22 protein-coding genes are annotated in these 25664 nt (G+C 64.2%); 15 read left to right on the top strand and 7 right to left on the bottom strand.

Features of this window, described 5'->3' with window-relative positions; genetic code table 11:
- The first annotated feature begins 31 nt into the window (after positions 1–31).
- From MKI88_RS04740 to MKI88_RS04730, 3 genes are all read left to right on the top strand, one after another.
- Positions 32–2572, top strand: coding sequence for a penicillin-binding protein 1A (locus tag MKI88_RS04740; protein ID WP_241629811.1), 2541 nt, complete (start codon positions 32–34; stop codon positions 2570–2572).
- 103 nt (positions 2573–2675) lie between these two features.
- Complete coding sequence (gene prfB, locus MKI88_RS04735; protein WP_241629810.1) at positions 2676–3803, top strand: peptide chain release factor 2; 1128 nt, start codon at positions 2676–2678, stop codon at positions 3801–3803.
- Positions 3793–4500 carry a class I SAM-dependent methyltransferase gene (locus MKI88_RS04730; protein WP_407073301.1) on the top strand — a complete coding sequence of 236 codons (708 nt, stop codon included), beginning with the start codon at positions 3793–3795 and terminating at the stop codon, positions 4498–4500. The genes prfB and MKI88_RS04730 overlap by 11 nt, the downstream gene beginning before the upstream one ends.
- Here the strand turns inward: MKI88_RS04730 and MKI88_RS04725 are convergent.
- A complete protein-coding gene (locus tag MKI88_RS04725; protein WP_241629809.1) occupies positions 4497–4877 on the bottom strand; it encodes a JAB domain-containing protein in 381 nt (126 codons plus the stop codon). The genes MKI88_RS04730 and MKI88_RS04725 overlap by 4 nt on opposite strands.
- A 182-nt stretch (positions 4878–5059) precedes the next feature.
- Between MKI88_RS04725 and thyA the strand changes: the two genes are divergently transcribed.
- From thyA to MKI88_RS04690, 7 genes are all read left to right on the top strand, one after another.
- Positions 5060–5854: a thymidylate synthase gene (gene thyA, locus MKI88_RS04720; RefSeq protein ID WP_241629808.1), complete on the top strand. Its 795-nt coding sequence runs from the start codon at positions 5060–5062 to the stop codon at positions 5852–5854.
- Positions 5851–6339 carry a dihydrofolate reductase gene (locus tag MKI88_RS04715; RefSeq protein WP_241629807.1) on the top strand — a complete coding sequence of 163 codons (489 nt, stop codon included), beginning with the start codon at positions 5851–5853 and terminating at the stop codon, positions 6337–6339. Before thyA ends, MKI88_RS04715 begins: the two co-directional genes overlap by 4 nt.
- Positions 6336–7511: a dipeptidase gene (locus tag MKI88_RS04710; RefSeq protein WP_241629806.1), complete on the top strand. Its 1176-nt coding sequence runs from the start codon at positions 6336–6338 to the stop codon at positions 7509–7511. Before MKI88_RS04715 ends, MKI88_RS04710 begins: the two co-directional genes overlap by 4 nt.
- A gap of 67 nt (positions 7512–7578) precedes the next feature.
- Positions 7579–8505, top strand: coding sequence for a bifunctional riboflavin kinase/FAD synthetase (locus MKI88_RS04705; protein ID WP_241629805.1), 927 nt, complete (start codon positions 7579–7581; stop codon positions 8503–8505).
- A gap of 157 nt (positions 8506–8662) precedes the next feature.
- The gene (ileS, locus tag MKI88_RS04700; RefSeq protein WP_241629804.1) at positions 8663–11512 is read left to right on the top strand and encodes an isoleucine--tRNA ligase; all 2850 of its coding nucleotides are present in this window, start codon (positions 8663–8665) and stop codon (positions 11510–11512) included.
- A 47-nt stretch (positions 11513–11559) separates the two neighbouring features.
- Positions 11560–12087: a signal peptidase II gene (gene lspA / locus MKI88_RS04695; protein WP_241629803.1), complete on the top strand. Its 528-nt coding sequence runs from the start codon at positions 11560–11562 to the stop codon at positions 12085–12087.
- Positions 12080–12496 carry a DUF3035 domain-containing protein gene (locus MKI88_RS04690; RefSeq protein WP_241629802.1) on the top strand — a complete coding sequence of 139 codons (417 nt, stop codon included), beginning with the start codon at positions 12080–12082 and terminating at the stop codon, positions 12494–12496. Before lspA ends, MKI88_RS04690 begins: the two co-directional genes overlap by 8 nt.
- A 66-nt stretch (positions 12497–12562) precedes the next feature.
- On the opposite strand, the gene MKI88_RS04685 is transcribed toward MKI88_RS04690, so the two are convergent.
- The gene (locus MKI88_RS04685; RefSeq protein WP_241629801.1) at positions 12563–13333 is read right to left on the bottom strand and encodes a TorF family putative porin; all 771 of its coding nucleotides are present in this window, start codon (positions 13331–13333) and stop codon (positions 12563–12565) included.
- Between the two features lie 226 nt (positions 13334–13559).
- On the opposite strand from MKI88_RS04685, the gene MKI88_RS04680 reads away from it, so the two are divergent.
- Positions 13560–13907, top strand: a complete 348-nt coding sequence (locus tag MKI88_RS04680) for a hypothetical protein (protein ID WP_241629800.1) — start codon at positions 13560–13562, stop codon at positions 13905–13907.
- On the opposite strand, the gene MKI88_RS04675 is transcribed toward MKI88_RS04680, so the two are convergent.
- The 4 genes from MKI88_RS04675 to MKI88_RS04660 all read right to left on the bottom strand — a co-directional run bounded on the left by MKI88_RS04675 (position 13904) and on the right by MKI88_RS04660 (position 18500).
- Entirely contained in the window at positions 13904–14860 is a 957-nt protein-coding gene (locus MKI88_RS04675; RefSeq protein ID WP_348636235.1) for a mechanosensitive ion channel domain-containing protein, read from the bottom strand. The two genes, MKI88_RS04680 and MKI88_RS04675, sit on opposite strands and share 4 nt — an antisense overlap.
- Positions 14857–16047 carry a cystathionine beta-lyase gene (gene metC, locus MKI88_RS04670; protein ID WP_241629799.1) on the bottom strand — a complete coding sequence of 397 codons (1191 nt, stop codon included), beginning with the start codon at positions 16045–16047 and terminating at the stop codon, positions 14857–14859. Before metC ends, MKI88_RS04675 begins: the two co-directional genes overlap by 4 nt.
- Positions 16044–16886 (bottom strand): 3-mercaptopyruvate sulfurtransferase, encoded by an 843-nt coding sequence (gene sseA, locus MKI88_RS04665; protein ID WP_241629798.1) that lies wholly within the window; start codon positions 16884–16886, stop codon positions 16044–16046. Before sseA ends, metC begins: the two co-directional genes overlap by 4 nt.
- Positions 16887–17000: 114 nt before the next feature.
- A complete protein-coding gene (locus MKI88_RS04660; RefSeq protein ID WP_241629906.1) occupies positions 17001–18500 on the bottom strand; it encodes a S10 family peptidase in 1500 nt (499 codons plus the stop codon).
- Positions 18501–18650: 150 nt separating this feature from the next.
- Between MKI88_RS04660 and queF the strand changes: the two genes are divergently transcribed.
- Entirely contained in the window at positions 18651–19097 is a 447-nt protein-coding gene (gene queF / locus MKI88_RS04655; protein WP_241629797.1) for a preQ(1) synthase, read from the top strand.
- Here the strand turns inward: queF and MKI88_RS04650 are convergent.
- A complete protein-coding gene (locus MKI88_RS04650) occupies positions 19079–20950 on the bottom strand; it encodes a tetratricopeptide repeat protein (protein ID WP_241629796.1) in 1872 nt (623 codons plus the stop codon). The two genes, queF and MKI88_RS04650, sit on opposite strands and share 19 nt — an antisense overlap.
- A 224-nt stretch (positions 20951–21174) precedes the next feature.
- Here MKI88_RS04650 and MKI88_RS04645 point away from each other — a divergent pair, with 224 nt between their 5' ends.
- Genes MKI88_RS04645 through MKI88_RS04635 form a run of 3 tightly spaced genes read left to right on the top strand, consistent with a single transcriptional unit; the run spans position 21175 to position 25234 of the window.
- Entirely contained in the window at positions 21175–23454 is a 2280-nt protein-coding gene (locus MKI88_RS04645; protein WP_241629795.1) for a glycosyltransferase family 4 protein, read from the top strand.
- Positions 23455–23501: 47 nt separating this feature from the next.
- Positions 23502–24788: a glycoside hydrolase family 130 protein gene (locus MKI88_RS04640; RefSeq protein WP_241629905.1), complete on the top strand. Its 1287-nt coding sequence runs from the start codon at positions 23502–23504 to the stop codon at positions 24786–24788.
- A 44-nt stretch (positions 24789–24832) separates the two neighbouring features.
- Positions 24833–25234, top strand: coding sequence for a thioesterase family protein (locus MKI88_RS04635; protein WP_241629794.1), 402 nt, complete (start codon positions 24833–24835; stop codon positions 25232–25234).
- The last annotated feature ends 430 nt before the right edge of the window (positions 25235–25664 follow it).

The raw sequence follows: 25664 nt of genomic DNA, 5'->3' as shown, positions 1-25664 counted from the left end.
AGCCGGTAAAACTTGCTAGAGCCGGAAGCCTATGACCGAAGCGGTGCCCGAGAATTTCAGTTACCGGTTGAAGCGTGAGGCGAGCGGCGTGCTCGACCGGCTGAGACCCTGGTGGAACAAGCGCTGGGTGCGTATCCTGGCCTATATGGCGCTGGCGGGACTGCTCGGCCTGCTGCTTATCTGGGCCATTTTTGCGCGCAGCCTGCCTTCGGCGGACACGCTGCTCACCTATGAGCCGCCTCTACCCACCAACGTCCGCGCGATCGACGGAGCGCCCGTCCACAGCTATGCACGCGAGCGCCGCGTACAGCTGAGTTTCGACGAATATCCGCCGCTGCTCGTGCGGTCCTATCTTGCCGCCGAAGACCGCACCTTCTTCGAGCATGGCGGACTCGATTATCCGGGCATCATCGCCGCGATCTTCACCAACCTGACCAATTCGGGCCGCCCCGTGGGCGCGTCGACGATCACGCAACAGGTGGCCAAGAACCTGCTGCTTACCAATGAGCTCAGCTATGTCCGCAAGATCAAGGAGGCGTTCCTCGCCAAGCGGATCGAATCGGTGCTCAGCAAAGAGCAGATCATGGAGCTCTATCTCAACCAGATCGCGCTCGGCCGGAACAGCTTCGGCGTGCAGGCAGCCGCACGCGCCTATTTCGACAAGGATGTCGACGCGCTCGAACTCCACGAGATGGCGTTTCTCGCCATTTTGCCGAAGGCGCCGTCCACCTACAGCCGTGCCGCGAATGTCGACAAGGCGATCGTTCGGCGCAACTGGGTATTGGGCGAGATGCGCCGCAACGGCTTCATCGATGAAGGCCAGATGCATGCGGCGCAGGCGCAGCCGCTGGGGCTGCTGCCTTATGTCGGCCGCCGCGAGCAACGCGTCGGGGGCTATTTCATCGAGGAAGTCCGCCGCCAGCTGATCGAGAAGTTCGGCGAAAGCGACGAAGGCGGCAAGAACAGGAACAGCGTCTATTCGGGCGGTCTGTGGGTGCGCTCGTCGCTCAACCCGGCCATGCAGGAATCGATGACCGAGGCGCTGCGCGCGGGCCTGATCCGCTATGATCGTGGCAAGGGCTGGAGCGGTCCGATCAACAAGAAGCCGATCGAGGTCGGCGAAGGCTGGAACCGCAACCTGCTCGCGACCAATATCGGCATCGGCTATCATGACTGGCAAGCCGCGGTGGTCCTGTCCAAGACGGCGGGCAGCGCCGAACTGGGCTTCGCCAACGGAAATCGGGGAACGCTGCCTGCGGGCAATGCGCAGATGCCGCGTCGCGGCACCGCGACCAGCGCCTTCCAGGCAATGAAGCCCGGCGACATCATCGCGGTAGAGGAACAGGGCGGCGTCTATGCGCTGCGCAACATTCCCGAAATCTCGGGTGGCATGGTTGCGCAGAATCCGCACACCGGACAGGTGCTGGCGATGCAGGGCGGCTTCGATTCGCGCCTCCAGAGCTACAACCGTGCGACACAGGCCGAGCGCCAGCCGGGTTCGACCTTCAAGCCGATCGCGTATTCCGCGGCACTCGATAGCGGCATGACCCCCGCGTCGATCATCGTCGATGGCCCCTTCTGCGTCTATCAGGGTGCACGGCTGGGTCAGAAATGCTTCCGCAACTTCGACAACAAGAGCGGCGCAGGACCGCAGACGATGCGGTGGGGCCTCGAGCAATCGCGCAACCTGATGACCGTGCGCGCCGCTTCGCAGACGGGCATGGACAAGGTGGTCAAGACCGCCGCCGCCATGGGTGTGAGCCTGCCGGGCAAGAACTATCCGGCGGTGCTGGCGATCGCGCTTGGCGCGGGCGACACGACGGTGATGCGCCTGACCAACGCCTATTCGATCCTCGCCAATAACGGCAAGGCGCTCAGCCCGACGCTGATCGACTATGTCCAGGATCGCCACGGCAAGGTGATCTTCAAGGCCGATACGCGGCCTTGCGAACGCTGCAACATGAAGGACTGGGACGGCAAGGCGATGCCGCGCCCGGCTTTGCGCCGCAAGCAGGCGGTTGATCCGATGACCGCCTATCAGATGGTGCATATCCTCGAAGGTGTCATCCAGCGCGGCACCGCCACCGTGCTCCGCGATCTCAACCGCCCGCTTTTCGGCAAGACGGGTACCTCCTCGGGCCCGACCAATGTGTGGTTCGTCGGCGGCTCGGCCGATCTCGTTGCGGGCGTCTATATGGGCTTCGACCAGCCACGCCCGATGGGCGGCTATGCGCAGGGCGGCACGCTGGCGGCGCCGATATTCAAGCAGTTCGCTCAAAAGGCGATGAAGGATATGCCCGTTGTGCCCTTCCGCGCGCCCGAAGGTGTCCGGATGGTTCGCATCGACCGGAAGTCGGGCCGCAAGGTCTTCGGCGCATGGCCGACCGACGATCCGAAGGCGGCGGTGATCTGGGAAGCCTTCAAGCCCGAAAGCGAGCCGCGCCGCTCGATCCGTCGCGAGGAAGTGGCACAGGCCAAAAGGGCCGACGATCGCGCGGCGGGCGCTGGCAGCGCCGTCGCCCACCCGGCGAGCGACAGCGAGTTCTTGCAAAGTCAGGACGGGATTTACTAAATCGCAGCCCCACATAGTACCCCGGCGCTGGCCGGGGCCCAATCCAGCGCCTTTGGCTGGACCCCGACGAACGCGGGGGTACAATTGATACCGGAGAAAGAAGATGCGCGCCGAAGCGCAGGCCAATGCCGACAAGATCAACGATGCGCTCGCGCTGCTTCGCCGTTTTCTCGATTGGGACCGCGCGTTGCGCCGGCTCGACGAGCTCAACGCGCGGGTCGAGGACCCGACCTTGTGGGACGATCCCAAGGCCGCACAGGATGTGATGCGCGAGCGTCGCCGGCTGGATGAAGCCATCGCTGCGACGCGCGCGATCGAGGGCGAACTCGCCGATACCGTCGAGCTGCTCGAAATGGCCGAGGCCGAGGGTGATGAAGCGATGGCCGACGAGGCGGTCGCCAGCATTGCCGCACTCGCCGAACGCGCCGATCAGGACAAGATCAAGGCGCTGCTCGCGGGCGAGGCCGACGCCAATGACGCCTATATCGAGGTTCATGCCGGCGCGGGCGGCACCGAGAGCCAGGATTGGGCCGAAATGCTCCAGCGCATGTACCAGCGCTGGGCGGAAAAGCGTGGCTTCAAGGTCGACCTGATCGAATATCAGGCGGGCGAGCAGGCGGGCATCAAATCGGCGACGCTCCAGGTCAAGGGCGAGAACGCCTATGGCTATGCCAAGACCGAAAGCGGCGTGCATCGCCTCGTGCGCATCAGCCCCTATGACAGCTCGGCGCGGCGCCACACCAGCTTCTCGTCGGTATGGGTCTATCCGGTGATCGACGACAATATCGAGATCGAGCTCAACGAGGGCGACATCAAGATGGACACTTACCGCGCCTCGGGCGCGGGCGGACAGCACGTCAACACCACCGATTCGGCGGTACGTCTCACCCACATTCCGACGGGCATCATCGTCGCCAGCCAGAACGACCGGTCGCAGCACAAGAACCGCGCGACCGCGATGAACATGCTGAAGGCGCGGCTTTACGAGGCCGAGCTTCAGAAGCGCGAAGCGGCGGCGAGCGGCGAATATGCCGCCAAGACCGAGATCGGCTGGGGCCACCAAATCCGTTCCTATGTGCTGCAACCCTATCAGTTGGTGAAGGATTTGCGCACGGGTGTCACTTCCACGGCGCCCTCGGATGTGCTTGATGGCGCACTCGATCCTTTCATGGCCGCCGCGCTCTCGCAGCGCGTAACGGGTGAGAAGGTCGAAGTGGAGGATGTCGACTAAGACAATGCGCCGCGCGGGATTTCTGTTGCTGCTGATGTCGCTTGCCGCGTGCCGGCAGGGCGAGGCGCAGCTCAGCTTTCCCGACGCCGACCGGCCCGTCGCCCCGATCGTATCCAGCCGCTGGTCGACCGAGGAAGCGCGCGATCGCGTCAACGAGGCCGATACCGTGATGGACAGGTCCGGCATCAGGCCGGGCATGACCGTCGCCGATATCGGCGCGGGTGAAGGATATTACACGATCCGCCTGGCGTCGCGCGTGGGTGAGAAAGGCCGCGTGCTTGCCGAGGATATCGTGCCCGAGGTCCGCGATGCACTCGCCGAGCGTGTCAATCGCGAACGGCTCGACAATGTCAGCGTGCGGCTGGGCGAGCCTGCGGATCCCAAACTGCCCGAGAACAGCTTCGACCGCATCTTGATGGTCCACATGTACCACGAGATCACCCAGCCCTATGAATTCCTGTGGCGAATGCGGTCCTCGCTGCTTCGCACCGGGCGCGTGGTCGTGGTCGATGCCGAGCGCCCGACGCAGGACCACGGGACGCCGATCGCGCTGTTGCGCTGCGAATTCGCCGCGGTCGGCTATGCGCAGGTCGAATATCAGTCGCTGCCCGCGGTCGACGGCTATATCGCGCAGTTCGAGGCACGGGGCCCCCGCCCCGAGCCGAACGCGATCCGCGGTTGCCGCTACCAGCGCTAGAGCAGTCCCGCGCCGCGAAAGCTGAAGCAGCGGCTTTCGGCGAAGACCAGATGGTCGTGGAGCCTCAGCCCGAGCGGCCTTACCACATCGGCGAGCGTCCGCGTCGCGGCGAGATCGGCGGCGCTGGGCTCTGCCACCCCGCCCGGATGGTTATGCGCCACGATCAGCGCGGCGCTCCGGAGCGCCAGCGCATCGGCCACGATCGTACGAATGGGCAGGTCGACGCGGTCGATCTGACGCGCGTAGCGCAGCCTGAGCCCGATCAGTCCGTCGTCCGAATCGAGGTGCGCAACGCACAGCATCTCGCTGCGCATCCGCGCCAGTCCCGGCCCCAGAAACGCGATCGCGGCCGCGCTGCTTTCGAATCTGCGACGCACCTGGGCTGCTCCGCCTTGATCGAACCCTTTGCGCGACCCGCCCCAAAATCACGTATCGACACGGCTTCGCGAAGCGCAGGCGACTCCAAAGCGGCTGAAATCACGGCCAATACGATCCATTTCGGAATGAACGGATAAAGGCTTGGCGAGCGGCGCATGCGCGGTCATAAACGGCGGCGAACATGCAGGCCTATCTCGATCTTCTCCAGCGCATCCTCGACGAGGGTACCGACCAGCAGGACCGGACGGGTACCGGCACGCGCGCCGTGTTCGGGCACCAGATGCGGTTCGACCTGTCGAAGGGCTTTCCGCTCGTCACCACCAAGAAGCTCCACCTGCGCTCGATCATCATCGAGCTGCTGTGGTTCCTGAAGGGCGACACCAATGTCCGCTGGCTTCAGGAGAACAAGGTCAGCATCTGGGATGAATGGGCGGCGGAGGACGGCGATCTCGGCCCCGTCTATGGCAAGCAGTGGCGCGACTGGGAGACCGCCGACGGCCGCCATATCGACCAGATCGCGCAGCTGATCGATCAGATCCGTGGTCAGCCCGCATCGCGCCGCCAGATCGTGACCGCCTGGAACCCGGGCGAGATCGACCAGATGGCGCTCGCCCCCTGCCACTGCCTGTTCCAGACACAGGTGGCGAACGGCAGGCTCAACCTCCAGCTCTACCAGCGCAGCTGCGACGTCTTTCTCGGCCTGCCCTTCAACATCGCCTCCTACGCGTTGCTCACGCACCTTCTGGCCCAGCAGTGCGGGCTCGAGCCGGGCACCTTCGTATGGACCGGCGGGGATACGCATCTCTATTCGAACCATTTCGAACAGGCGCGCCTTCAGCTCACCCGCGAGCCCCGGCCGCTGCCGTCGCTCCACATATTGCGCAAGCCCGACACGATCGACGCGTATGAATATGAGGATTTCGAGATCCTCGGCTACGATCCCCATCCCCACATCAAGGCGCCGGTGGCGGTGTGAAGGGCCCGGAGATCGTCCTGATCCTCGCGCGCGCCGATAATGGCGTGATCGGCCGCGAAGGCCGGCTGCCCTGGCACATCCCCGCCGATCTGCGGCACTTCAAGTCGCTGACACAGAACACCCCCATGATCATGGGGCGCAAGACGTTCGACAGCCTGCCCGGCCTGCTCGAGGGGCGTCGCCACATCGTCATCACGCGCGACACCGACTGGGACGAGGACGGTGCCGAAGTCGTCCACACCGCCGAAGATGCGCTGAAGCGCGCCAATGCGCCGCACGTCTCGGTGATCGGCGGTGCCGAGATTTACCAGCTGTTCCTGTCGCGCGCCGACCGGATCGAGCTGACCGAAGTTCATCTGGAGGCCGAGGGGGATACGGTGCTCGACAATTTCGGAGATGGCTGGCGCGAAACGCGCCGCGAACGGCACGAGGCGGCAAATGGCCGCCCCGCATATAGTTTCGTGACGCTGGTGCGCGCGCAGTGAAGCGCAGGATACTGCTCGTCGCGGCGGTCCTGATCCTCATCCTGATCGCCGGTTTCCTCGCTCTCGCGCCGGGCATGGTCGAACGCGACATGAACGTCGTCGTGCGCGGCCCGATGCCCGAGGTCAGCCAGCATAGCGTGGCACTCCACAAGTCGCTCCAGATCGCCGATCTCCACGCGGACACGCTGATGTGGAAGCGCAGCCTGCTGAGCGAGACCGATCAGGGCCAGGTCGACCTGAAGCGGCTCGAGGCGGGCAATGTCGCGCTCCAGGTCTTCTCGTCGGTCACCAAGACGCCCAAGGACCAGAATTACGACGCGAACGGCGCCGATACCGACAATATCACGCTGCTCGCGGTGGCCCAGCTCCAGCCGATGCGGACATGGACCTCGCTGCTGCAGCGTTCGCTCTGGCACGCCGAAAAACTTCAGCGTGCCGAGCAAAAGGCGAAGGGGCGCCTGCGTATCCTCCGCGACGGCGCGGATGTCGCATCCCTGCTCGAAGACCGGACGCGCGGCGCGCGGGTGACGGGCGCGCTGCTCTCGATCGAGGGGCTGCAGAATCTCGAGGGCAAGGCCGAGAATCTGGACGTGCTCTACGATGCCGGCTTCCGCATGGCGGGCCTCGCGCACTTCTTCGACAACGAACTCACCGGCTCGATGCACGGGCTCCAGAAGGGCGGTCTCACGCCGCTCGGCCGGCATGTCGTCGCCGAGATGGAGCGCAAGGGCATGATCGTCGACATCGCGCATGCCAGCCATGCCGCGGTCGCGGAAATCCTCGAAATGGCGACGCGTCCCGTCGTCTCGAGCCATGGCGGCGTCCAGGCGACCTGCAAGGTCAACCGCAACCTCACCGATGACGAAATTCGCGGCGTGGCACGCACCGGCGGCATCGTCGGCATCGGCTATTGGGACAGCGCGGTCTGCGACACCAGCCCCGCCGCGATCGCGCACGCGATTGCGCATGTCCGCGATCTCGTCGGCATCAGACATGTCGGGCTCGGCAGCGATTTCGACGGCGCCGTCACGACGCGTTTCGATACGTCGCAACTCGCCGCCATCACGCAGGCGCTGGTCGATCGCGGCTTCACCAACGATGAAATTCGCGCGGTGATGGGCGGCAACGTTATGCGGTTGCTGGCCGGGGGGCTGGTTCCGCAACCTAACTGAGCCCCTCCCTTGAGGGAGGGGAGGAAGGCGATTGCCCCTCGCCCCGCCCCACCCTATAGCCCGGCTCATGGAGCGGCTTTCGGGCAGCGTCCGCGTCCCGGATCATCTGCGGGGCGGCGTGATCGCGCTGGGCAATTTCGACGGCTTTCATGCGGGGCACCAGGCGGTGGTCGGCCGTGCGGTCGCGCTTGCGCGGCAGATCGGCGGGCCCGCGCTCGTCGCCACCTTCGATCCGCATCCCGTTCGCCATTTCAAGCCCGACGCCGCGCCCTTTCGCCTCACCACGCTCGACCAGCGGCAGCGCCTCTTCGGCGAAGCGGGCGCCGATGCGATGCTCGTCTTCGAATTTGGCGCCGAACTGGCGTCGCTCACCGCCGGGCAATTCGTGGCAGAGCGGCTCGTCGAGCTTATCGGTGCAAAAGGCGTGGTCACCGGTGAGGATTTCACCTTTGGCAAGGGGCGCGGCGGCAACGTCGCCGTGCTTGCCGAACTCGGCCGGGAATCCGGTTTCCTCACCGAAGCCGTGGGGCCCGTCGCCGCGGAGGGCGAGGTCATCTCCTCAAGCCGCATCCGCGACGCGCTGCAGGCGGGCGACTGCGAGAGCGCAACACAGCTGCTCACCCGCCCCTTCGCGATCGAAGGCGTGGTCCAGCATGGTGACAAGCTGGGCCGCGAGATCGGCTTTCCCACCGCCAATATCGAACTCGGCCATTATCTGCGCCCGCGCTACGGCATCTATGCGGTGCGCGGGCGGCTGCCCGACGGCCGCATCCTCGATGGCGCCGCCAATCTCGGCATCCGGCCAAGCTTCGATCCGCCCAAGGAACTGCTCGAACCGCATTTTTTCGACTTTTCGGGCGATCTCTATGGGCAGACGATCGAGGTCGAGCTGATCCATTTCCTGCGCGACGAGATGAAGTTCGACGGACTCGATGCGCTCAAGGCGCAGATCGCCAGAGACTGCGAAGAGGCCAAAAGGGTTCTGTCCCAATAAATCCTCCCCCTTGGGGGAGGTGGCGCGCGCAGCGCGACGGAGGGGCTGGTTTGAAGCCCGGGCACCCCCTCCACCATGCTCCGCATGGCCCCCCTCCCCCAAGGGGGAGGATTGCGCTTCAAACTTCGCTCATCATCCTCTAAGCAGCGCTCCACCTATGACCGAAAAACCCGATTATCGCGACACCGTCTTCCTGCCGAAGACCGATTTCCCCATGAAGGCCGGGCTGGCCCAGAAGGAGCCCGCCATCCTTGAGCGCTGGGCGAAGATCGGGATTTACGACCGGCTGCGCGAACAGCGCGCGGGTCGCGAGCGCTTCATCCTGCATGACGGGCCGCCCTACGCCAATGGCGACATCCATATGGGTCATGCGATGAACAAGGTGCTGAAGGACATCATCGTCCGCAGCCAGACCCTGCTCGGCAAGGACGCGCCCTATATCCCGGGCTGGGACTGCCACGGCCTTCCGATCGAATGGAAGATCGAGGAAGAGTACCGCAAGAAGAAGCAGAACAAGGACGAGGTTCCGCCCGCCGAGTTCCGCGCCGAATGCCGCGTCTATGCCGAGAAATGGGTCGCGGTGCAGCGCGCGCAGTTCGAGCGGCTGGGCGTGATGGGCGACTGGGAAGATCCGTACCTCACCATGAAGTTCGAGGCCGAGGCCGCGATCGTCGGCGAACTGCTCAAGTTCGCGGAGAGCGGCCAGCTCTATCGCGGCGCCAAGCCCGTGATGTGGTCCCCCGTCGAAAAGACCGCGCTCGCCGAGGCCGAGGTCGAATATGAGGACATCACCTCGACCCAGATCGACGTCGGGTTCGAGATCGTCGAGAGCCCGGTCGAGGCGCTTGTTGGCGCATTGGCAGTCATCTGGACCACCACTCCCTGGACGATTCCGGTCAATCAGGCGCTGGCATTCAGCCCGTCGCTCGAATGCCAGGCGCCGGACGGGCAGTACACCGTCTATCAAGGCAGCGACGGCCGCCGATACCTGCTGTCAGCAGCGCTGGCGGACGCCTTTGCCAAGCGTGCGAATCTTGAGCTTAGTTCGCTTGGGATAGTTTCACCTGAGACGCTGGCGCAGTCCAAGGCCCGCCACCCGATGCACAAGCTTGGCGGCTTCTTTGCGAAGCCCCGCCCCTTCCTGCCCGGCGATTTCGTCACCACCGATGCGGGCACGGGCCTTGTCCACATGTCGCCCGACCATGGCGAGGACGACTTCCTGCTGTGCAAGGCCAATGGCATCGACCCCGTCTTCGCGGTCACAGATGACGGCAAATATCGTGACGACTGGCTGTGGCTCGGTGGTCAGGGCTCGGTCATCAACAACAAGTTCAACGCCCCCGACGGCCCGATCTGCGAGGATCTGCGCGAAGCGGGTGCGCTGCTCGCGGCATCTGCCGACTTCAACCACAGCTATCCGCACTCGTGGCGCTCCAAGGCGAAGATCATCTTCCGCTGCACCCCGCAATGGTTCATCCCGATGGACCGTGCGATCGGGGGTCGCGAGCCGCTGCCCGTGGTGGAAGCCGGGCTTGAGGGCGACACGCGCGGCCATGCTTCGGGCAACGGCCCGAGCCTGCGTCAGCTCGCGCTCGATGCGATCGAGCGCACCCGCTGGGTGCCCGAAAAGTCGCGCAACCGCATCCATGCGATGGTCGAAGGACGCCCCGACTGGGTGATCAGCCGCCAGCGCGCCTGGGGCGTGCCGATCGCGCTCTATGTCCACCGCCAGTCGGGCGAATATCTTCGCGACGACGCGGTCAACGCCCGCATCATCGACGCGGTCACCAAAGGCGGCGCCGATGCCTGGTACGCGACCGATCATCAGGCACTGCTCGGGCCCGATTACAAGCTCGAAGACTATGAGGTCGTCACCGACATCCTCGACGTCTGGTTCGATTCAGGCTCGACCCACGCCTTCGTGATCGAACAACGTTACGGGGAAGGTGTCCGCGCCAACCTCTATATCGAGGGTTCGGACCAGCATCGCGGCTGGTTCCAGTCGTCACTGCTCGAAAGCTCGGGCACGCGCGGCCGCGCCCCCTATGACGCGGTGCTGACGCACGGCTTCGCGCTCGACGGCAATGGCCGCAAGATGTCCAAGTCGCTCGGTAATGTCGTCGATCCCCTGAAGATCATCGGCGAAAGCGGTGCCGACATCCTGCGCATGTGGGTCGCCTCGGTCGATTATTTCGAGGACGTCCGCATCGGCAAGGAAATCCTGTCGGGCACCTCGGACCAGTATCGCAAGCTCAGGAACACCTTCCGCTACCTGCTCGGTGCATTGGACGGCTTCACCGAGGCCGAGAAGCTGCCCGTCAGCGAGATGCCCGAGCTGGAGCGTTATGTGCTCCATCTGCTCGCGCAGTTCGATGCGGACCTCAGGGAAGCGACCGACGGCTTCGAGTTCAACCGCTATATCCGTGCGCTGACCGATTTCGCGAACGAAGACCTCTCGGCCTTCTTCTTCGATATCCGCAAGGACTGCCTCTATTGCGATGCGCCCACGGACACGAAGCGCCGCGCCTATCGCACCGTGCTCGACACGCTGTTCCACGCGCTGGTGCGCTATGCCGCGCCGATCATCCCCTTCACCGCCGAGGAAGTGTGGCAAAGCCGCTTTCCTACCGAAGACCAATCGGTGCATATGCTTGAATGGCCTGAGGTCGATGCGGGGTGGCGGGATGATGCGCTGGGGACGAAGTGGCAGGGCGTGCGCGCCGCGCGCGAGCGCGTTACCGAGGCTATCGAGCCCTTCCGCCGCGACAAGGTCATCCGCTCAAGCCTCGAGGCCGAGATTGCGGCACCCGATCTCGCCGGGCTCGATGCCGGGGATTTCGCCGAAATCTGCATCGTCGCCAAAGCAGTCAACGGCAGCGAGGCGAGCGTGGTCGTCACGCGCACCGACGAAGCCAAGTGCGGCCGTTGCTGGCGTCACCTTCCCGACGTGGCGGAGGATGGCGATCTGTGCGGGCGCTGCGAGAGCGTCGTCGATGCGCGTTTGTGAGAAAATTGTGAAGCTAAGTGAAGCTAAGAGAGATCAAACCTCCCTCCATGATTGAAGCCCTCCACACCCATCGCCGTCTCGGCCTGATCCTTGCCGCGTGCGTCTTCGCGATCGACCAGATCGCGAAATATGTCGTCACCGTCCCGCTGGACCTGAAAACCCTCGGGCAGATCGAGATCTTGCCGATCTTCAACCTGACCTGGGTGGAGAATTACGGCGTTTCCATGGGCTTTCTGCGCGCCGACAGCGAGGCGATGCGCTGGGGCCTCGTCGCGCTGACGCTGGCGATCAGCCTTGGCGTCGTCATCTGGATGTGGCGCGAGAAATGCCGCTGGGACGTGCTGGCGCTCGGCCTCGTGCTGGGCGGCGCGCTGGGCAATATCGTGGATCGTGTCAGGTTCGGCCATGTCGTTGATTTTGCCGACCTGCATTTCGGGGATTTTCGCCCCTTTTTGGTATTCAATGTCGCCGATGCTGCTATTACCATCGGCGTTATCGTCCTGCTGATCCGGGCGCTCTTCGCGGGCGGCGGTGCGGGCGACACTAAAGACGCTACGGAGACTGTGGATGCGTAAGACGGTGATTTTTGGAAGTCTGGGCCTGGCCGCGCTGACGCTTTCGGCCTGTGCCTCGGGCGGCATCACCAATCGCGACCGCCCCGACGAATTCGCCACCGCGCGCAAGGCGCCGCTGGTGATCCCCCCCGATTTCGCGCTGGTGCCGCCCAAGCCCGGCGCCCCGCGCCCGCAGGAAACCGATTCGGCTACGCAGGCGCTTCAGGCGATGTTCGGCGGCCCCGCGCCGCGCAGCACGAGCGAAACCGGCGTGATCACGCAGGCAGGCGGCAACCGCGCCGATGCGGGCATCCGCTCGGGCGTGGGCGATCCCGACACCAATGTCGTCGACAAGGGTTCGGTCACGCGCGACATCGTTGCCGCGCCCGAGGGCGACGGTCAGGACGCGCGCGCTTCGACCCCGCAATAAGCGGGCGCCCCGAGCACCAATAAAAAAGGGGGCCGCGGCCCCCTTTTTCGTGTGCGGTTCAGCGGTTCAGAAGGCCACGCCGATCGAACCGACGACGCCCGCCTTGGACACGTTCTTGCCCGAGATCGGGTTGAACAGCGCCTTGTCGGTGTCGACATAGGAGACGCCGAAGGACAGGTTCTTCCAGGTGTAGGTCGCGCCCAGGCTCCAGTCGGTATATTCGTCGCCGATCGTCAGATAGCTGGGGCCGAACGAGTGGCCGACATGCGCCGACAGGCTGAGCGGCGTGCCCGGGATCCCGCCCGAAAGGTCGCCCGCGAGATAGAAATTGTCTTCGCTGCCATTGCCGACCGAAAGCGCGCTCTGGCTGGGCGCATAGGCCGCGGTCAGCTTGCCGGTGACCGGCCCGAAGGTGTGCGAGACCGCCACATAGGGCTCGACAAAGTCGCTGTCATAGCCGGGCACGATCTCTTCGGCGCCGGGATAGTAGTAATAGAGCACACCGAGATCGACCGTGGTGCCACCGAAGGTCTTCTTCCAGCCGAGGATCAGGTCGAGTTCCTGATCACCACCGGCGGCGACATAGTCATCGATGGTGGAACCCCAGACCGTCGCATAGAAACCCGACTCGTGCGAAAGACTGATCGTGCCCTGCAGCGCGAAATTCTTGTCGGTCTGCGAAATGCCGCGGAAGCGATAGTCGGTGACTACCGTCGCACCACCGGAGATGGTGATGCTGCTCGTTTCCTCGGGAGCCGCTGCCTCGTCCTGAGCGAGCGCGGGCGTTGCGAGCATGGCCAAAGCCAGGGCCGTGAGGCCGGTGATGGACGTGCGCATGATATTCCTTTCTATTCGATGCGTCGTCCCGCCTGCGTCGTCGCTCTCTGCCTCTCTTGCCCTGAAGGGCCGGGGCGAATTGCAACGAACGCAACACAAATGCCGAATCACGCTGCGCTGCACAAGAATATTGTGCGATGCGCCGCAGGATAGGGCAGCGCTGTTGCCGCAACGCAACAGTCGTGCCTTCAACGATTCATTAGCCAAAAGCGGCGATAATGGTCGCGTGAGCGAGATTTCCACGCCGATCGTGCCCGAAGGCAAGCCAACGCCCGCGCAGCAGCTGACCGAGCTGCGCGCGATCCAGGCGTTGGTCAACGAACTCGCAGGCGCGTGCCTTCCAACACCGTTCGCAACCGCAGATGTTGCATTCGACACGCGCTATGATTCGGCCCCGCCGCTCGTGCAGCGCCGCTTCGACGCGGTAGCGGGCGAAACCGCTGCTTATGCGGCAGCTGGCCTGACCGCGCTGATCGCGGGTCGCAAACAGGGTGCAGGCGCCACTGCCGCGGCGGCGCATCTGGCGCGCGAAATGGAAAAGTCGATTCGCGCGATGGAAAAGATTCTCGCCTAAGCGGAATTTTCCGTCGGCCAGTCGCGGATATGAAGATCGCGCTGGGGGAAGGGTATGCGGATATCGTTTTCGCAGAAAAGCTTCCAGATACGTGTCAGCACATCGGATGTAACATTGCCGACGCCGTTCTCGGGATCGCTGATCCACATGCGGATGTCATATTCGATACCCGAATCGCCGAAGTTGACGATCCAGACGACCGTCGCCGGATCGTCGAGCACGCGCGGCGCGGCGCGCACCGCCTCCAGCATGAGTTCGCGCGCCCGATCCTGATCGGAGTCGTAGGAGACCCTGACCGGGATATGGAGCCGCACGTTACGATCCGAATAGGACCAGTTCTCCACCTCCTGCGTCATCAGATTCTCGTTGGGAATCAGATGCTCCTTGCCGTCGCGCGTCACCACGGAGACCGCGCGCGTGCCGATTCTGTTGACCCAGCCGAAGCGATCGCCGACGACGATCACATCGCCCGGCTTGATCGAGCGATCCATCAGCAGGATCAGACCGGCGAAGAGATTGCCGAAGGTCTTCTGCAAGCCGAAGCCGACCGCGAGGCCGAAGGCGCCTGAAAATACGGTGAGCGCGGTCAGGTCTATGCCGAGTGCGTCGATGCCCATGAAAAAGGCGACCGCGATCACGCCAATGCCGACGAGCTTCTCGGTCAGAAGCTTCTGGGTTGGGTCGAGCCCGTCGACGCGCCTCACATAGCGATGGACCAGTCCGTTGACGATACGAACCGCCACGAACAGCGCGGCGACGGTAACGACCAGCCGCGACACACTCAGCAGCGAGAGCCTGTAGCGCGCCGCTTCGAAACCGAAACGATCCATGAACGCGAGTGTCGGCGCCGAGCCGGGCACCTGCCCCGACAGCAGCACGAACAACGCGATCAGAACCGAGATCAGGGCAAGCCAGCGCAGCACGAACATTATGCCATGCTGGCGCTCGCTCATCCCCGCGCCTCGCGGAAGCTTCCGAGCCCTGCCGCAAGATCGGCAATCAGGTCGCCCGGATTCTCGAGCCCGATCTGGAGGCGAACCAGCGGCCCCGGCGCACTCCATGCCACCGCGCTGCGATGCGGATCGGCCGGTATGACGAGACTTTCATATCCGCCCCAGCTGAAGCCGATGCCGAACAATTCGAGATCGTCGACAAGTGCGGTACGCGCCGCATCATCACCGCCGTTGAGCACGAACGAGAACAGTCCGGAGGCACCGCTGAAATCACGCTTCCAGATGGCGTGACCGGGGCAGTTCTCCAGTGCGGGATGGAGCACGCGCGCCACCTCGGGCTGTTCGTCCAGCCACTGCGCGACGGCAAGTGCGTTGCTCTGATGCCGCGACAGGCGCACGTCGAGCGTCCGCAACCCGCGCGCTGCCAGCCAGGCATCGTCGGGCGATGCGCACTGGCCAAGCGAATAGCTGGTCTTGCGCAACGACTGCCAATGTTCGGCATTGGCGGTGACGGAGCCGAGCATCACGTCCGAATGGCCAACGACATATTTGGTACAGGCGAGGATGGTGAGGTCGACGCCCTTTTCGATCGCGCGGAAGAAGAGTGGTGTCGCCCAGGTGTTGTCGAGCAGCGTCACGATACCGCGTGCGCGCGCGATCGCGGTGATCGCGGGCACGTCCTGCACCTCGAAGGTCAGGCTGCCGGGACTTTCCATGAAGATCGCCGCGGTCTGATCGGTAATCAGCGCTTCGATGCCGGCACCGATCAGCGGGTCGTAATAGCGGGTCACGACGCCGATGCGGCGCAGCAGCCCTTCGCAAAAGGCACGCGTCGGCTCATAGGCGCTGTCCACCATGAGCAGTTCATCGCCGGGCCTGAGAACCGAGAGCAGCGCCGTCGTCACCGCCGCCACGCCCGAGGAATAGAGCAGGGTTCCCGCCGCCCCCGGCTCCATTTCGGTCAGCGCTTCGGCGAGCGACCACTGTGTCGGCGTTCCCCGCCGGCCGTAATAGAACTGATGATGCGTATCGTGCTGGCGTCCACGCATTTCGGCGACGCTGCCGTACAGGATCGTCGACGCGCGCCAGACGGGCGGGTTGACCACCGCGCCCGCCCATTCCTGGCGCCGTCCGGCCTGGACGAGCCGCGTCGCGTCGCCGCGTCCGCCCCCGTCCCCTTTGCTCATGCCGCGCCCATCGCCTTCTTTGTCGAGGGATCCGAACCCCATTCGCTCCACGAACCGTCATAAAGCGCGACCTTGCTGGCACCGGCGAGCTGCGCTCCGAACAGGAGTACCGCAGCCGTGATGCCCGACCCGCACGTCGTGACGATCGGCTGGCCGAGATCGATACCAGCGCTCGCGAACGCCTGTTTCAGCGCGTCGCCCTGCTTCCAGGTGCCGTCGGCGTTGAAGAGATTGCCGTAAGGAAGGTTCTTCGACCCCGGAATGTGGCCGGCATGCGTCTTGGGACGCGGATCCGCCTCCTCGCCCGTGAAGCGCGCGGCGCTGCGCGCATCGAGCACCTGTTCGGCGCCGCTGTCGACATTGGCCTTCATCTGGTCGAGCGTGCGCAGCGTCGCGTCGTCCTTCCACACCGTATAGTGACGGTGCCGATGGGGTTCCTTGCCCGATGCCAGCTCGCGTCCCTCGGCCTTCCATTTGGCGAGGCCGCCATCGAGGATCGCGACATCATGCGCGCCGAACAGGCGGAGCATCCACCAGCCACGTGCTGCGGTGCGATAGGGCGAATCGTCATAGAGAACGATCCTGCTGCCGTCGCCCAACCCCAGCGACTGCATGCGGCTCGCGAATTTCTCGGGTGTCGGCAGCATGTTGGGAAGATCGCTCGTGCCGTCGACCAGGTTTTCAAGGTCCATGTAGACCGCGCCCGGGATATGCGCGGCTTCATATTCCGCCGCCGCGTCGCGGCCGTCCCCCGGAAGCAGATAGGTCGCGTCCACCACACGCAGGTCCGATGCACCCAGTTCCCCAGCGAGCCATTCGGTCGAAACCAGCACGTCCATGAAACGCTCTCCTCTTCCTGATTCCTCCTATGCTTAGTGCGCGCTGGTTCCTCCGTCGAGACGGCGCGATTACCGGTCGTTCGAAACCGCCATGACGGACGGGATCAAGCCGGTTCAGCGCGCGCGGATGAACGCCCGGATATCCTGGCTCAGCTTCGCGCGATCCTCATCGCGGACGTACATCATATGGCCCGATCCATAGTAGCGATACTCGATCCGGTCCTTGGGCATTCCCGTCCGGCTGAGCGCATATTCAGCGGCGAAGAAGGGCGTGGCGAAGTCGTAATAGCCCTGCCCCACGAAAACGCGCAGCCCGGCATTCTCGCGCAGACCCTTGCCGATATACGGCGCGACATTGAGATAGACGTCGCTGTCACGGCCATTGCCGAGGCGCCAGTCCCAAGGGCCGACGCTGCCGATGGTGACATAGCGGCGATCGGTATCGAACTTCAGCGTCTCTCGTGCGTGCGCGTTGATCGCCGCGGTATAGCCGGCGTCGATCCCGTAGAAGCTGGGGTCATTGTCGGGTTCCTCACCCGCATTGTCATAATCCTTGCCGGTGTAGCGGCTGTCGAGCCGGCCGACGGTAAGACCGCGATCGCGCAGCAGCTCCTTGTAGAATCGCGACGGCAATACGCGCAGATCGGCCTGTTCGAGAAAGGTCTCCGACAGCCCCGTGAAACGCGCTAGATCGCGGCGTACCTGCGCACGCTCTTCACCCGCCAGGGCATTGCCCTGGAGCAAGGCGGCGGCATAGGGCCCGATTGCCCATCGGCGCGCTTCCTCGACGAACTGCTCGACCCCGCCCGCCGACTGCGCCTTGCCATGGTAGAGCGCTGTCGCGGCCATCGAGGGCACGTTGAGGATGTAGGACATCTCGTTGCCCGGCGTGTCCGCACCCGCCGCGAAATCGAGCACCGTCGAGATCAGGATGACGCCGTTCAGGCCGACATCGTTATACGCCCCCTCGAGCTGGTCGAGCACTGCGGCCGAGCGCGTCGTGCCATAGCTTTCGCCGCCCAGATATTTTGGTGCGTTCCAGCGGCCATTCTCGTTCAGCCACAACCGGATGAACTGCGCGATCGATTCGGCATCCTTGGTGACGCCGTAGAAGTCCTTGGGATCGGTCTTGCCGAGCGCATGGCTGAAACCCGTGCCGACGGGGTCGATGAAGACGATGTCGGTGACGTCGAGCAGGCTGTCGGGATTGTCGACGATCGGATAGGGCGGCGCGCCGTCATCGCGCGCGTCCGAGGGGATGGCAACGCGCTTGGGGCCGAAGGCACCCATGTGGAGCCAGACCGAGCCCGAGCCCGGTCCGCCGTTGAACAGAAAGGTGACTGGCCGGTTGGGATCCTTGCCATCCTTCACATAGGATATCGAGAAGATCGACGCGCGCGGGGTGCCGTCATCGGCCTTGAGGTAGGTCTCGCTCGCGGTGGCGGTGTAGCTGATTGCCTGTCCGCCAAAGCGGCCGCTATGTCTGGTCACCGATCGCCTGGGGGCTGGGATCGCCTCGTCTTTTGGCGCTTCGGCAGCGGGCTTGTCCTTTTCCTTGTCCTGCGCGAATGCCGGCGTGCTCGCGGCAAGCGCGACAGCACCCACGCAAGCCATGAGTTTTCCAAACGATTTCAGCACGCCGCGCCCCTTTGAATATAGTATCTGATCGACCTGCTATTGCTCGCGCGCCGCGGCGGCAAGTGTCGTTGGTCGAAAATACCGAAAGGGTGGTTATCCGCGCGGGCATCCCCTAAATGGCCAGTTATGCAGACAACCCATCTCGGCCAGACCTCGACGCTCCCCAACTCGCCCGAAGAGGCGGTGCTCGATTATGTCCCCAATCCGCGCACGGGACGACCTTATCTCGTCCGCTTTACCGCGCCCGAATTCACCTCGCTTTGCCCGGTCACCGGCCAGCCCGATTTCGCGCATCTGGTGATCGACTATGCGCCCGAGGCGACCATCGTCGAATCCAAGTCGCTGAAGCTGTTTCTCGGCGCATTCCGTAACCACCGCGCCTTTCACGAGGATTGCACCGTGGGGATCGGCGAGCGGCTGTTCGCCGAAATGCAACCCAAATGGCTGCGCATCGGCGGCTACTGGTATCCGCGCGGCGGCATCCCGATCGACGTGTTCTGGCAATCGGGCGAACCGCCTGCCGGGCTGTGGCTCCCCGAGCAGGGTGTGCCGGGCTATCGCGGCAGGGGATAATTACCGCCGTTGAGCATGTTGAACAGCAAGGTGGGCGCTTCCTTGTCATCGGCGTCCATAGCCTTGCGGAACCATGCCTCGGCCTGCTTCTCGTCGGCATCGGCGCCGATACCGTCGCGATAATTGATGCCCAGATAGCGCATCGCGAGTGCGTTGCCGAGTTCGGCAGCCTGCAGATACAGTCGGTTCGCTTCGCGAGCGTCGACAGCAACGCCCTTGCCTTCCTCATGGCAAGCACCGAGCAGGACCATGGCCTCGCTGTCGTCCTGATCGACCGCCTTCCTCAGCCAGCCGATGGCGGCCTTCGCATCCACCGCGACCCCTTCGCCATTGAGCAAGGCGAAAGCATAGCCGTGCTGGCCATCGGCATCCCCCAGTTCCGCCGCCCTGGCGTAATATCCGGCGCTCTTCGTCTTGTCCTGCGTCACGCCATCGCCGTCGTAATAGAGGTTGCCAAGGGTCGACCATGCAAAGGGCACGTCTCCCTCAGCCGCCTTGTGCAGCAATTGCAAAGCCCGCGGCAGATCCTTCGCAACGCCATTTCCGTTCAGGTACATCAGGGCAAGGTTGGCGGCCGCCCAGGGCTCGTCCTTGTCCGCGCCCTTCTGGTACCAACGCACCGCTTCCTTGGGATCGGCCGGCACACCGAGGCCGTCCTGAAACATGATTCCGATCCAGTGCAGCGCGTCGACATCGCCATTTTCGCTCGCCAGACGGTACAGACGAAGCGCCTCTGTATAGTCCTGCTTCACGCCTTTGCCATTTCGATGGAGGTTGGCGAGATTGTAAAGCCCAGTGGCATTGCCTGCGTCCGCTGCCTTGCGATACCAGCGCGCAGCCTCGGCGAAATCCTCCTTGACGTCTGCCGCGGTCTCATACGCATAGCCGACCTGAACCATCGCGTCCCCGTCGCCAAGGTCGGCCGACTTGCGATAAAGCCGCAACGCTTCCGCGTTATCCTTCGAAACGCCGGCGCCCGTCGCATAGGCCCGTGCCAGATTATACATCGCCACTTCGTTTCCGGCATCGGCAGCCTTGCGATACCAGCGCGCTGCTTCGACGTCGTCCTCGGCGACGCCCTGCCCGTCCGCATAGGCGATGCCTACATCGTTGAGCGCCCAAGTATTGCCCTGATCCGCAGACTTGCGGAACCAGCGCAGTGCCTCGACCGGATCCCGTTTCACGCCGCGGCCGTCGCGATACATGATCCCGACGCTACGCTCCGAATAGCTGTCGCCAAGCGCCGCCCCCTTTCGGAACCAGCTCAGCGCTTCTCCATCGTCTCGTTTGACTCCTGCGCCGGTGTCGTAGGCGATGCCGAGCGCCTGCATCGCGCTGGAACTCCCCCTTCCCGCCGCAACCCGGAACCAGCGAGCCGCGGCAGCCGCATCCGCCACAGCCCCGATTCCGTCCCGATAGTTCACGCCAAGGAAATACGCTCCGCGCGCGTCGCCAAGATCGGCGCCACGGCGATAGGCATCGGTCGCTTCGACGGGATTCGCTTCAACACCCTGGCCCAGTTCCAGCATCAAGCCGAGTTCGACGATCGCGCCTGCATGATTCTGCGCCGCGCTGCGCTGCAACCATCTCCGCGCCTCGGCGAAATCGCGAGCGGCACCATCCGCTGACCGAAGCGCCTGTCCCAGAAGGAACATCGCCTCGGCATCATCGTGCTCGGCCAGTGTGCGATAGAGCCGCACCGCCTCGTCTTCACGCCCCTCGGCTGCGGCCACGCGCGCACTGACCAGCATATCGCTCGCCGAAATCGCGTCGGTCGGCGCGCGAACAACAGATGCTGCGGGTAGAGCAAGCGCCGACACGACTAAAAACAGCAACGCAACCGAATTCAACATTCTTGCCCTCCCCCAAAGCTCCCGGCGTCTGATAGCCGAGGCCCCCCGACAACGGTCAAGACCCCCTGAGCATGATGACTAGCAGCGCTTGGCCGCATGATTCCAACGGCCTGCGGAATCTCCTTGTTGCATTGCACAATATGAGCAACCATCCCCCTTCGGAGTCGTTCTGTAGCGCAGGGTTTTGACGCCAACATATTTGTTGCACCAGCGAAAGGGTGACCATGGACGAGACGACTTCCCGTGAAGCGTTTTCCATCGAAGCACCGGCGCACATCGCGCTGATCGGCAATGCTTTGCCGCGGCGCTGCGGTATCGCGACCTTTACCAGCGACACATATGATGCGCTGCGCGCGCGCTTCCCCGCGATGCGCGTTGACCTCTATGCGATGGATGACGGCACGGGGATCATCTATCCCGAGCATGTCTCCACCATCGACCAGCACGATGCGGCCGCCTACCGTGCAGCCGCTCGGACGATCGCCGACAGCGGCGCACGGGCGGTCTGGCTTCAGCACGAATATGGCATTTTCGGAGGCTCCGCCGGCGAGTTCATCCTGAGCCTGCTCGACCGGGTCAACCTGCCCGTCCTCGTGACGCTGCACACCGTGCTCGAAAAGCCTGGCGCGGACGAGCGTCGCGTGCTGGAGGCGCTGGCGCGCCGCGCTTCCAGGCTGATCGTCATGGCAGAAACGGGCCGCGAGATATTGCGCCGCGTCTATGGCGTCAGCGATGCACAGATCGAGGTGATCCCTCACGGCGTTCCCGACCGCGCGCTGGTCGCCCCCGAGACGCTCAAGCCGCGCTTCGGTTTTGAGGGGCGCGACGTCATCCTGACCTTCGGCCTGCTCGCGCCCGACAAGGGGATCGAGGTGGCGATCGAAGCGATGCCGCGCATCGTGGCGGCGCATCCGCAGGCGCTCTATGTCGTGCTGGGCGCCACGCATCCCAATCTGGCGCGACGCGAGGGCGAAGCCTATCGCGAGCGCCTGATCGCGCTGGCCGAGACGCTGGGCGTGAGCGCGCATCTCCGCTTTATCGACGCCTTCGTGGGAACCGATGAACTGCTCGACTATCTCCAGGCGGCCGACGTTTATGTGACCCCCTATCTGAAGCGCGACCAGATCACATCGGGCACGCTGTCCTATGCCGTAGGTGTGGGCAAGCCCGTCGTATCGACGCCCTATATCCATGCGACGGAGATACTGGATCAGCGGCATGGGGTGCTGGTCGATTTTTCGGACAGCGCGCAAATGGGTGACGCGATCAGCGCATTGCTTGCCGACGACGCCGGGCGCACCGCCCTTGCCGCGCGCGCCTATGCCCGTGGCCGCACGATGACCTGGGCGCGCGTAGCCGAACAGGCAGCCGTGATATTGGGCGAGATGGAAAGGCGCAGCCCGCGCCGTCTGGGCAAGGCCAGCGCTGGCGCGACAGCACTCGCCCCAGACCTCTCCGCGGTTCTGCGCATGAGCGATTCGACGGGCATGTACCAGCACGGCATCTATTCTGTGCCCGACAGGCATCACGGCTATTGCGTCGACGACAATGCACGTGCGCTCATCCTGCTGAGCCGGATGGAGGATGTGGAGGAAAGCCTGCGCGACCAGTGGATGACGGTCTATGCGGCCTTCGTCCAGCATAGCTGGAACCCCGACCACGGCCGCTTCCGGAACTTCATGCGCTTCGACCGGAGTTGGTGCGAGGATTTCGGATCCGAGGACAGCCACGGGCGAGCGCTGTGGTCGCTGGGTGTCACATCGCGCCATGCGCCCATCCAGAAGCACGCCGACTGGGCAGCCAATCTGTTCGATCGTACCGCCTATCACGCGCTCGCGCTCGAAGCGCCTCGCGCGCAGGCCTTTGCGATGCTCGGCGCCGCCGCGGTGATCGAGGCGCGGCACGGCCATGGCGCAGCGCGCGAGATCCTCGAGAGCTTCGGCGATCAGCTATTGTCGCTTCTTGCGGAATCGCGGCGGCCCGACTGGCCGTGGTTCGAAACGGTGCTCGCCTATGACAATGCGCGCTTGCCCGAGGCGCTGCTGCGCGCAGGGGTGGCGCTTGGGCGCGAGGACTATCGCGCATGCGGGCTGCAGACGCTCGAATGGATCGTCGCGCAACAGATCGCGCCCGAAGGCCATTTTCGCGCGGTAGGGACCGACAGCTTCGGACGCGAATTCCAGCCCCCCATGCCCTTCGACCAGCAGCCGCTCGAGGCGCAGGCGACGATCGACGCCTGCGAGGCGGCGTTTGCCGCATCGGGGGATGTCCGCTGGGTTGACGAGGCGCAGCGCGCCTATCGCTGGTTCCTCGGCGAGAACGACCTCGACATGCCGCTGGCCACGCGGGCCGATGGCGGCTGCTTCGACGGGCTGATGCCCACGGGGCTCAACCGCAACCAGGGCGCAGAATCGATCCTCGCGCTGCAACTTGCGTCCTGCGCAATTTCCCGGCTTTCCAAGGCCGCCACAGCCGTGCCAAAACGGCTGGATGCCGTCGCTTGAATTTTCAGGCGCGCAGCGGGGGAGCGCTGGTGGAGCCTGGGAAGTCGATGCTCAGCGTCTACAATCACCACCTGCGGCTTTACGCCGACCCCTCGCGCGTGGTGGTCCGCCCCTTTCACCTCGCCTGGCAGGCCAATGGCGCGACCCGCAGCCGCTCGCAACGGCTGATCGAGGAAGTGCTCGAAATGGACACCAAGGTCGCGCGCGCGCAGCTCGAGGCCGTGCTCAAGGATTTCGAGGAGCGCCACTGGCAGACGCGCCGCGTGTTCATGACGCGCTATGAGGAAATCGAGGCACAGTTCGGTCGCGATCTGGGCGATATCGGCGATGACAAGCGCCAGCTTATCGGCGCCTATTTCTGCCATGAATACAGCTATGCCGCCGCTGCGCTGATGAATCCCAGCGTGGTCGCGCACCATGACCAGACGGGCATGCCCAAGGGGTCGCAGCGCATCATCATGTCGCTGCGCGCGGTGGGAGAAGGGCATATCTCAACGGTCGTGTTTCGCGAGGGGATCATCACCGAGAAAGGCCAGCTGACGCTGGCGCCCGAGCCGCCTTTCGCGACCGCCGCCGACGCGCTCGACGAGCCAGAGGACCGCGTGCCCGAGGGTCCGGTCACGGTCTATCGCCACGCCGACAGCACCCTGTCCGGCACGGTGATCTTCCCGATCACCCCCGCGCAGCGCAACGGGCTCGAGGACCTGCGCCTCGTCCAGTTCACGCATCAGGACGGGTCGGTGGAATGGATCGGCACCTACACCGCCTATTCGGGGCGCGAGATCCAGTCCGAGCTGATGCGCACGCGCGATTTTCACTGCTTCGATCTCGTGCCCATCAAGGGGGCTGCGGCGCGCAACAAGGGCATGGCGCTGTTCCCCCGGATGATCGACGGCAGCTATATGATGATCGGCCGGCAGGACGGCGAAAATATCTTCCTGCTGAAATCCGACTCGATCGATCATTGGGAGGAAGGCGAGAAGCTGCTCGAGCCCGTCTATCCCTGGGAGCTTGTCCAGATGGGCAATTGCGGCCCGCCGATCGAGCTCGATGAGGGCTGGCTGTTGCTCACCCACGGCGTCGGCGCGATGCGCAAATATTCGATCGGCGCCGCACTGCTCGACAAGAAGGATCCTTCCAAGGTGCTCGCGCGCACGCCCGAGCCCGTCCTTGCCGCCGTCGACCAGGACCGCGAGGGCTATGTGCCCAATGTCGTCTATACCTGCGGCGCGATGAAGCATGGCGACCTGATCTTCATGCCCTATGGTGTGGCCGACAGTTCAGTCGCCTTCGCCTTTGTGCCGGTCCCGGCACTGCTCGACCTGATGAAGTGAAGCTTCTCCTCGCCTTTCACGACTATTTACAGTAATGTAAGCGCATGACCGTAGCGATTCCCCATGACCATCCGATCGAAATCGTTCCCGGCGATATCGACTTCATGGGGCATGTGAACAACGCCAACTATCTGAACTGGGTGCAGGAAGCCGTGCTCGACCACTGGCGCTCGCTGGCGCCGCCCGATGCGGTGGCGAAACACCTGTGGGTCGCGCTCAAGCACGAGATCACCTATCGCAAGCCCGCCTTCCTCGACGACGAGGTGATCGCCACCGTCATCCTCGAAAAGGTGCAAGGCGCGCGCGCCTTCTACGAAACGCTGATCAAGCGCGGCGAAGAGGTGCTGGCCGAGGTGAAATCGAGCTGGTGCTGCATCGACGCCAAGACGCTGAAGCCGGCGCGTATCGCCACCGAGATCGCCGAGCGCTTCTTTCGCAAGGCATGACGCACGGCCTTTGGGCAATGCGCGGCTAAGGTCAGTAGGTCAGCCGCGCGAAGACAATCCGTTCAATCAGTTAGCCCACAGTGATCGTAAACGTCGATCACGGCACGGCACCGCTATCCTCGATGCAAAGAGCCTGTGATTGATGGCCACAGTGACAGCAAGCCCGCATGCGGGACAGCGGAACTGCCGAGGGCGGGCATCCGAGCAGCAGCAGCAGATCTAACTTCGCCGTTCCCTTTCAGGGAGGGAGAAGAAGGGGCTGAAACTCCGCCCCTGCCTGCAATGTTGGATCTTCCCGTTTGAAATTTGATCGCCCAAAGCCTGACATTCACCGCATGCCTTCACCAGGCCTGGGTCGTGTCCCTGATGATGGTGTAGCTCGGTGGGAGCGAAGCTGACCGGCCGCGCGCTACCCATATGCGCTGTAGCG

This window comes from Sphingomonas sp. LaA6.9 (genome assembly GCF_022601895.1).
GTDB lineage: Bacteria > Pseudomonadota > Alphaproteobacteria > Sphingomonadales > Sphingomonadaceae > Sphingobium_A.
Note: the sequence above shows the minus strand (reverse complement) of the source record. Positions and strands in the feature narration are given on the sequence as shown.

Bases quoted from the DNA above. Each gene is read 5' to 3' on its own strand.
- MKI88_RS04730 (WP_407073301.1), top strand. From the start codon at position 3,793: ATGTCGACTAAGACAATGCGCCGCGCGGGATTTCTGTTGCTGCTGATG.
- MKI88_RS04660 (WP_241629906.1), bottom strand. From the start codon at position 18,500: ATGGCTTGCGTGGGTGCTGTCGCGCTTGCCGCGAGCACGCCGGCATTC.
- queF (WP_241629797.1), top strand. From the start codon at position 18,651: ATGCAGACAACCCATCTCGGCCAGACCTCGACGCTCCCCAACTCGCCC.
- sseA (WP_241629798.1), bottom strand. From the start codon at position 16,886: ATGGACGTGCTGGTTTCGACCGAATGGCTCGCTGGGGAACTGGGTGCA.
- lspA (WP_241629803.1), top strand. From the start codon at position 11,560: ATGATTGAAGCCCTCCACACCCATCGCCGTCTCGGCCTGATCCTTGCC.
- MKI88_RS04635 (WP_241629794.1), top strand. From the start codon at position 24,833: ATGACCGTAGCGATTCCCCATGACCATCCGATCGAAATCGTTCCCGGC.
- MKI88_RS04640 (WP_241629905.1), top strand. From the start codon at position 23,502: ATGCTCAGCGTCTACAATCACCACCTGCGGCTTTACGCCGACCCCTCG.
- MKI88_RS04705 (WP_241629805.1), top strand. From the start codon at position 7,579: ATGGAGCGGCTTTCGGGCAGCGTCCGCGTCCCGGATCATCTGCGGGGC.
- ileS (WP_241629804.1), top strand. From the start codon at position 8,663: ATGACCGAAAAACCCGATTATCGCGACACCGTCTTCCTGCCGAAGACC.
- MKI88_RS04675 (WP_348636235.1), bottom strand. From the start codon at position 14,860: ATGAGCGAGCGCCAGCATGGCATAATGTTCGTGCTGCGCTGGCTTGCC.
- metC (WP_241629799.1), bottom strand. From the start codon at position 16,047: ATGAGCAAAGGGGACGGGGGCGGACGCGGCGACGCGACGCGGCTCGTC.
- thyA (WP_241629808.1), top strand. From the start codon at position 5,060: ATGCAGGCCTATCTCGATCTTCTCCAGCGCATCCTCGACGAGGGTACC.
- MKI88_RS04650 (WP_241629796.1), bottom strand. From the start codon at position 20,950: ATGTTGAATTCGGTTGCGTTGCTGTTTTTAGTCGTGTCGGCGCTTGCT.
- MKI88_RS04690 (WP_241629802.1), top strand. From the start codon at position 12,080: ATGCGTAAGACGGTGATTTTTGGAAGTCTGGGCCTGGCCGCGCTGACG.
- MKI88_RS04740 (WP_241629811.1), top strand. From the start codon at position 32: ATGACCGAAGCGGTGCCCGAGAATTTCAGTTACCGGTTGAAGCGTGAG.
- MKI88_RS04685 (WP_241629801.1), bottom strand. From the start codon at position 13,333: ATGCGCACGTCCATCACCGGCCTCACGGCCCTGGCTTTGGCCATGCTC.
- MKI88_RS04645 (WP_241629795.1), top strand. From the start codon at position 21,175: ATGGACGAGACGACTTCCCGTGAAGCGTTTTCCATCGAAGCACCGGCG.
- prfB (WP_241629810.1), top strand. From the start codon at position 2,676: ATGCGCGCCGAAGCGCAGGCCAATGCCGACAAGATCAACGATGCGCTC.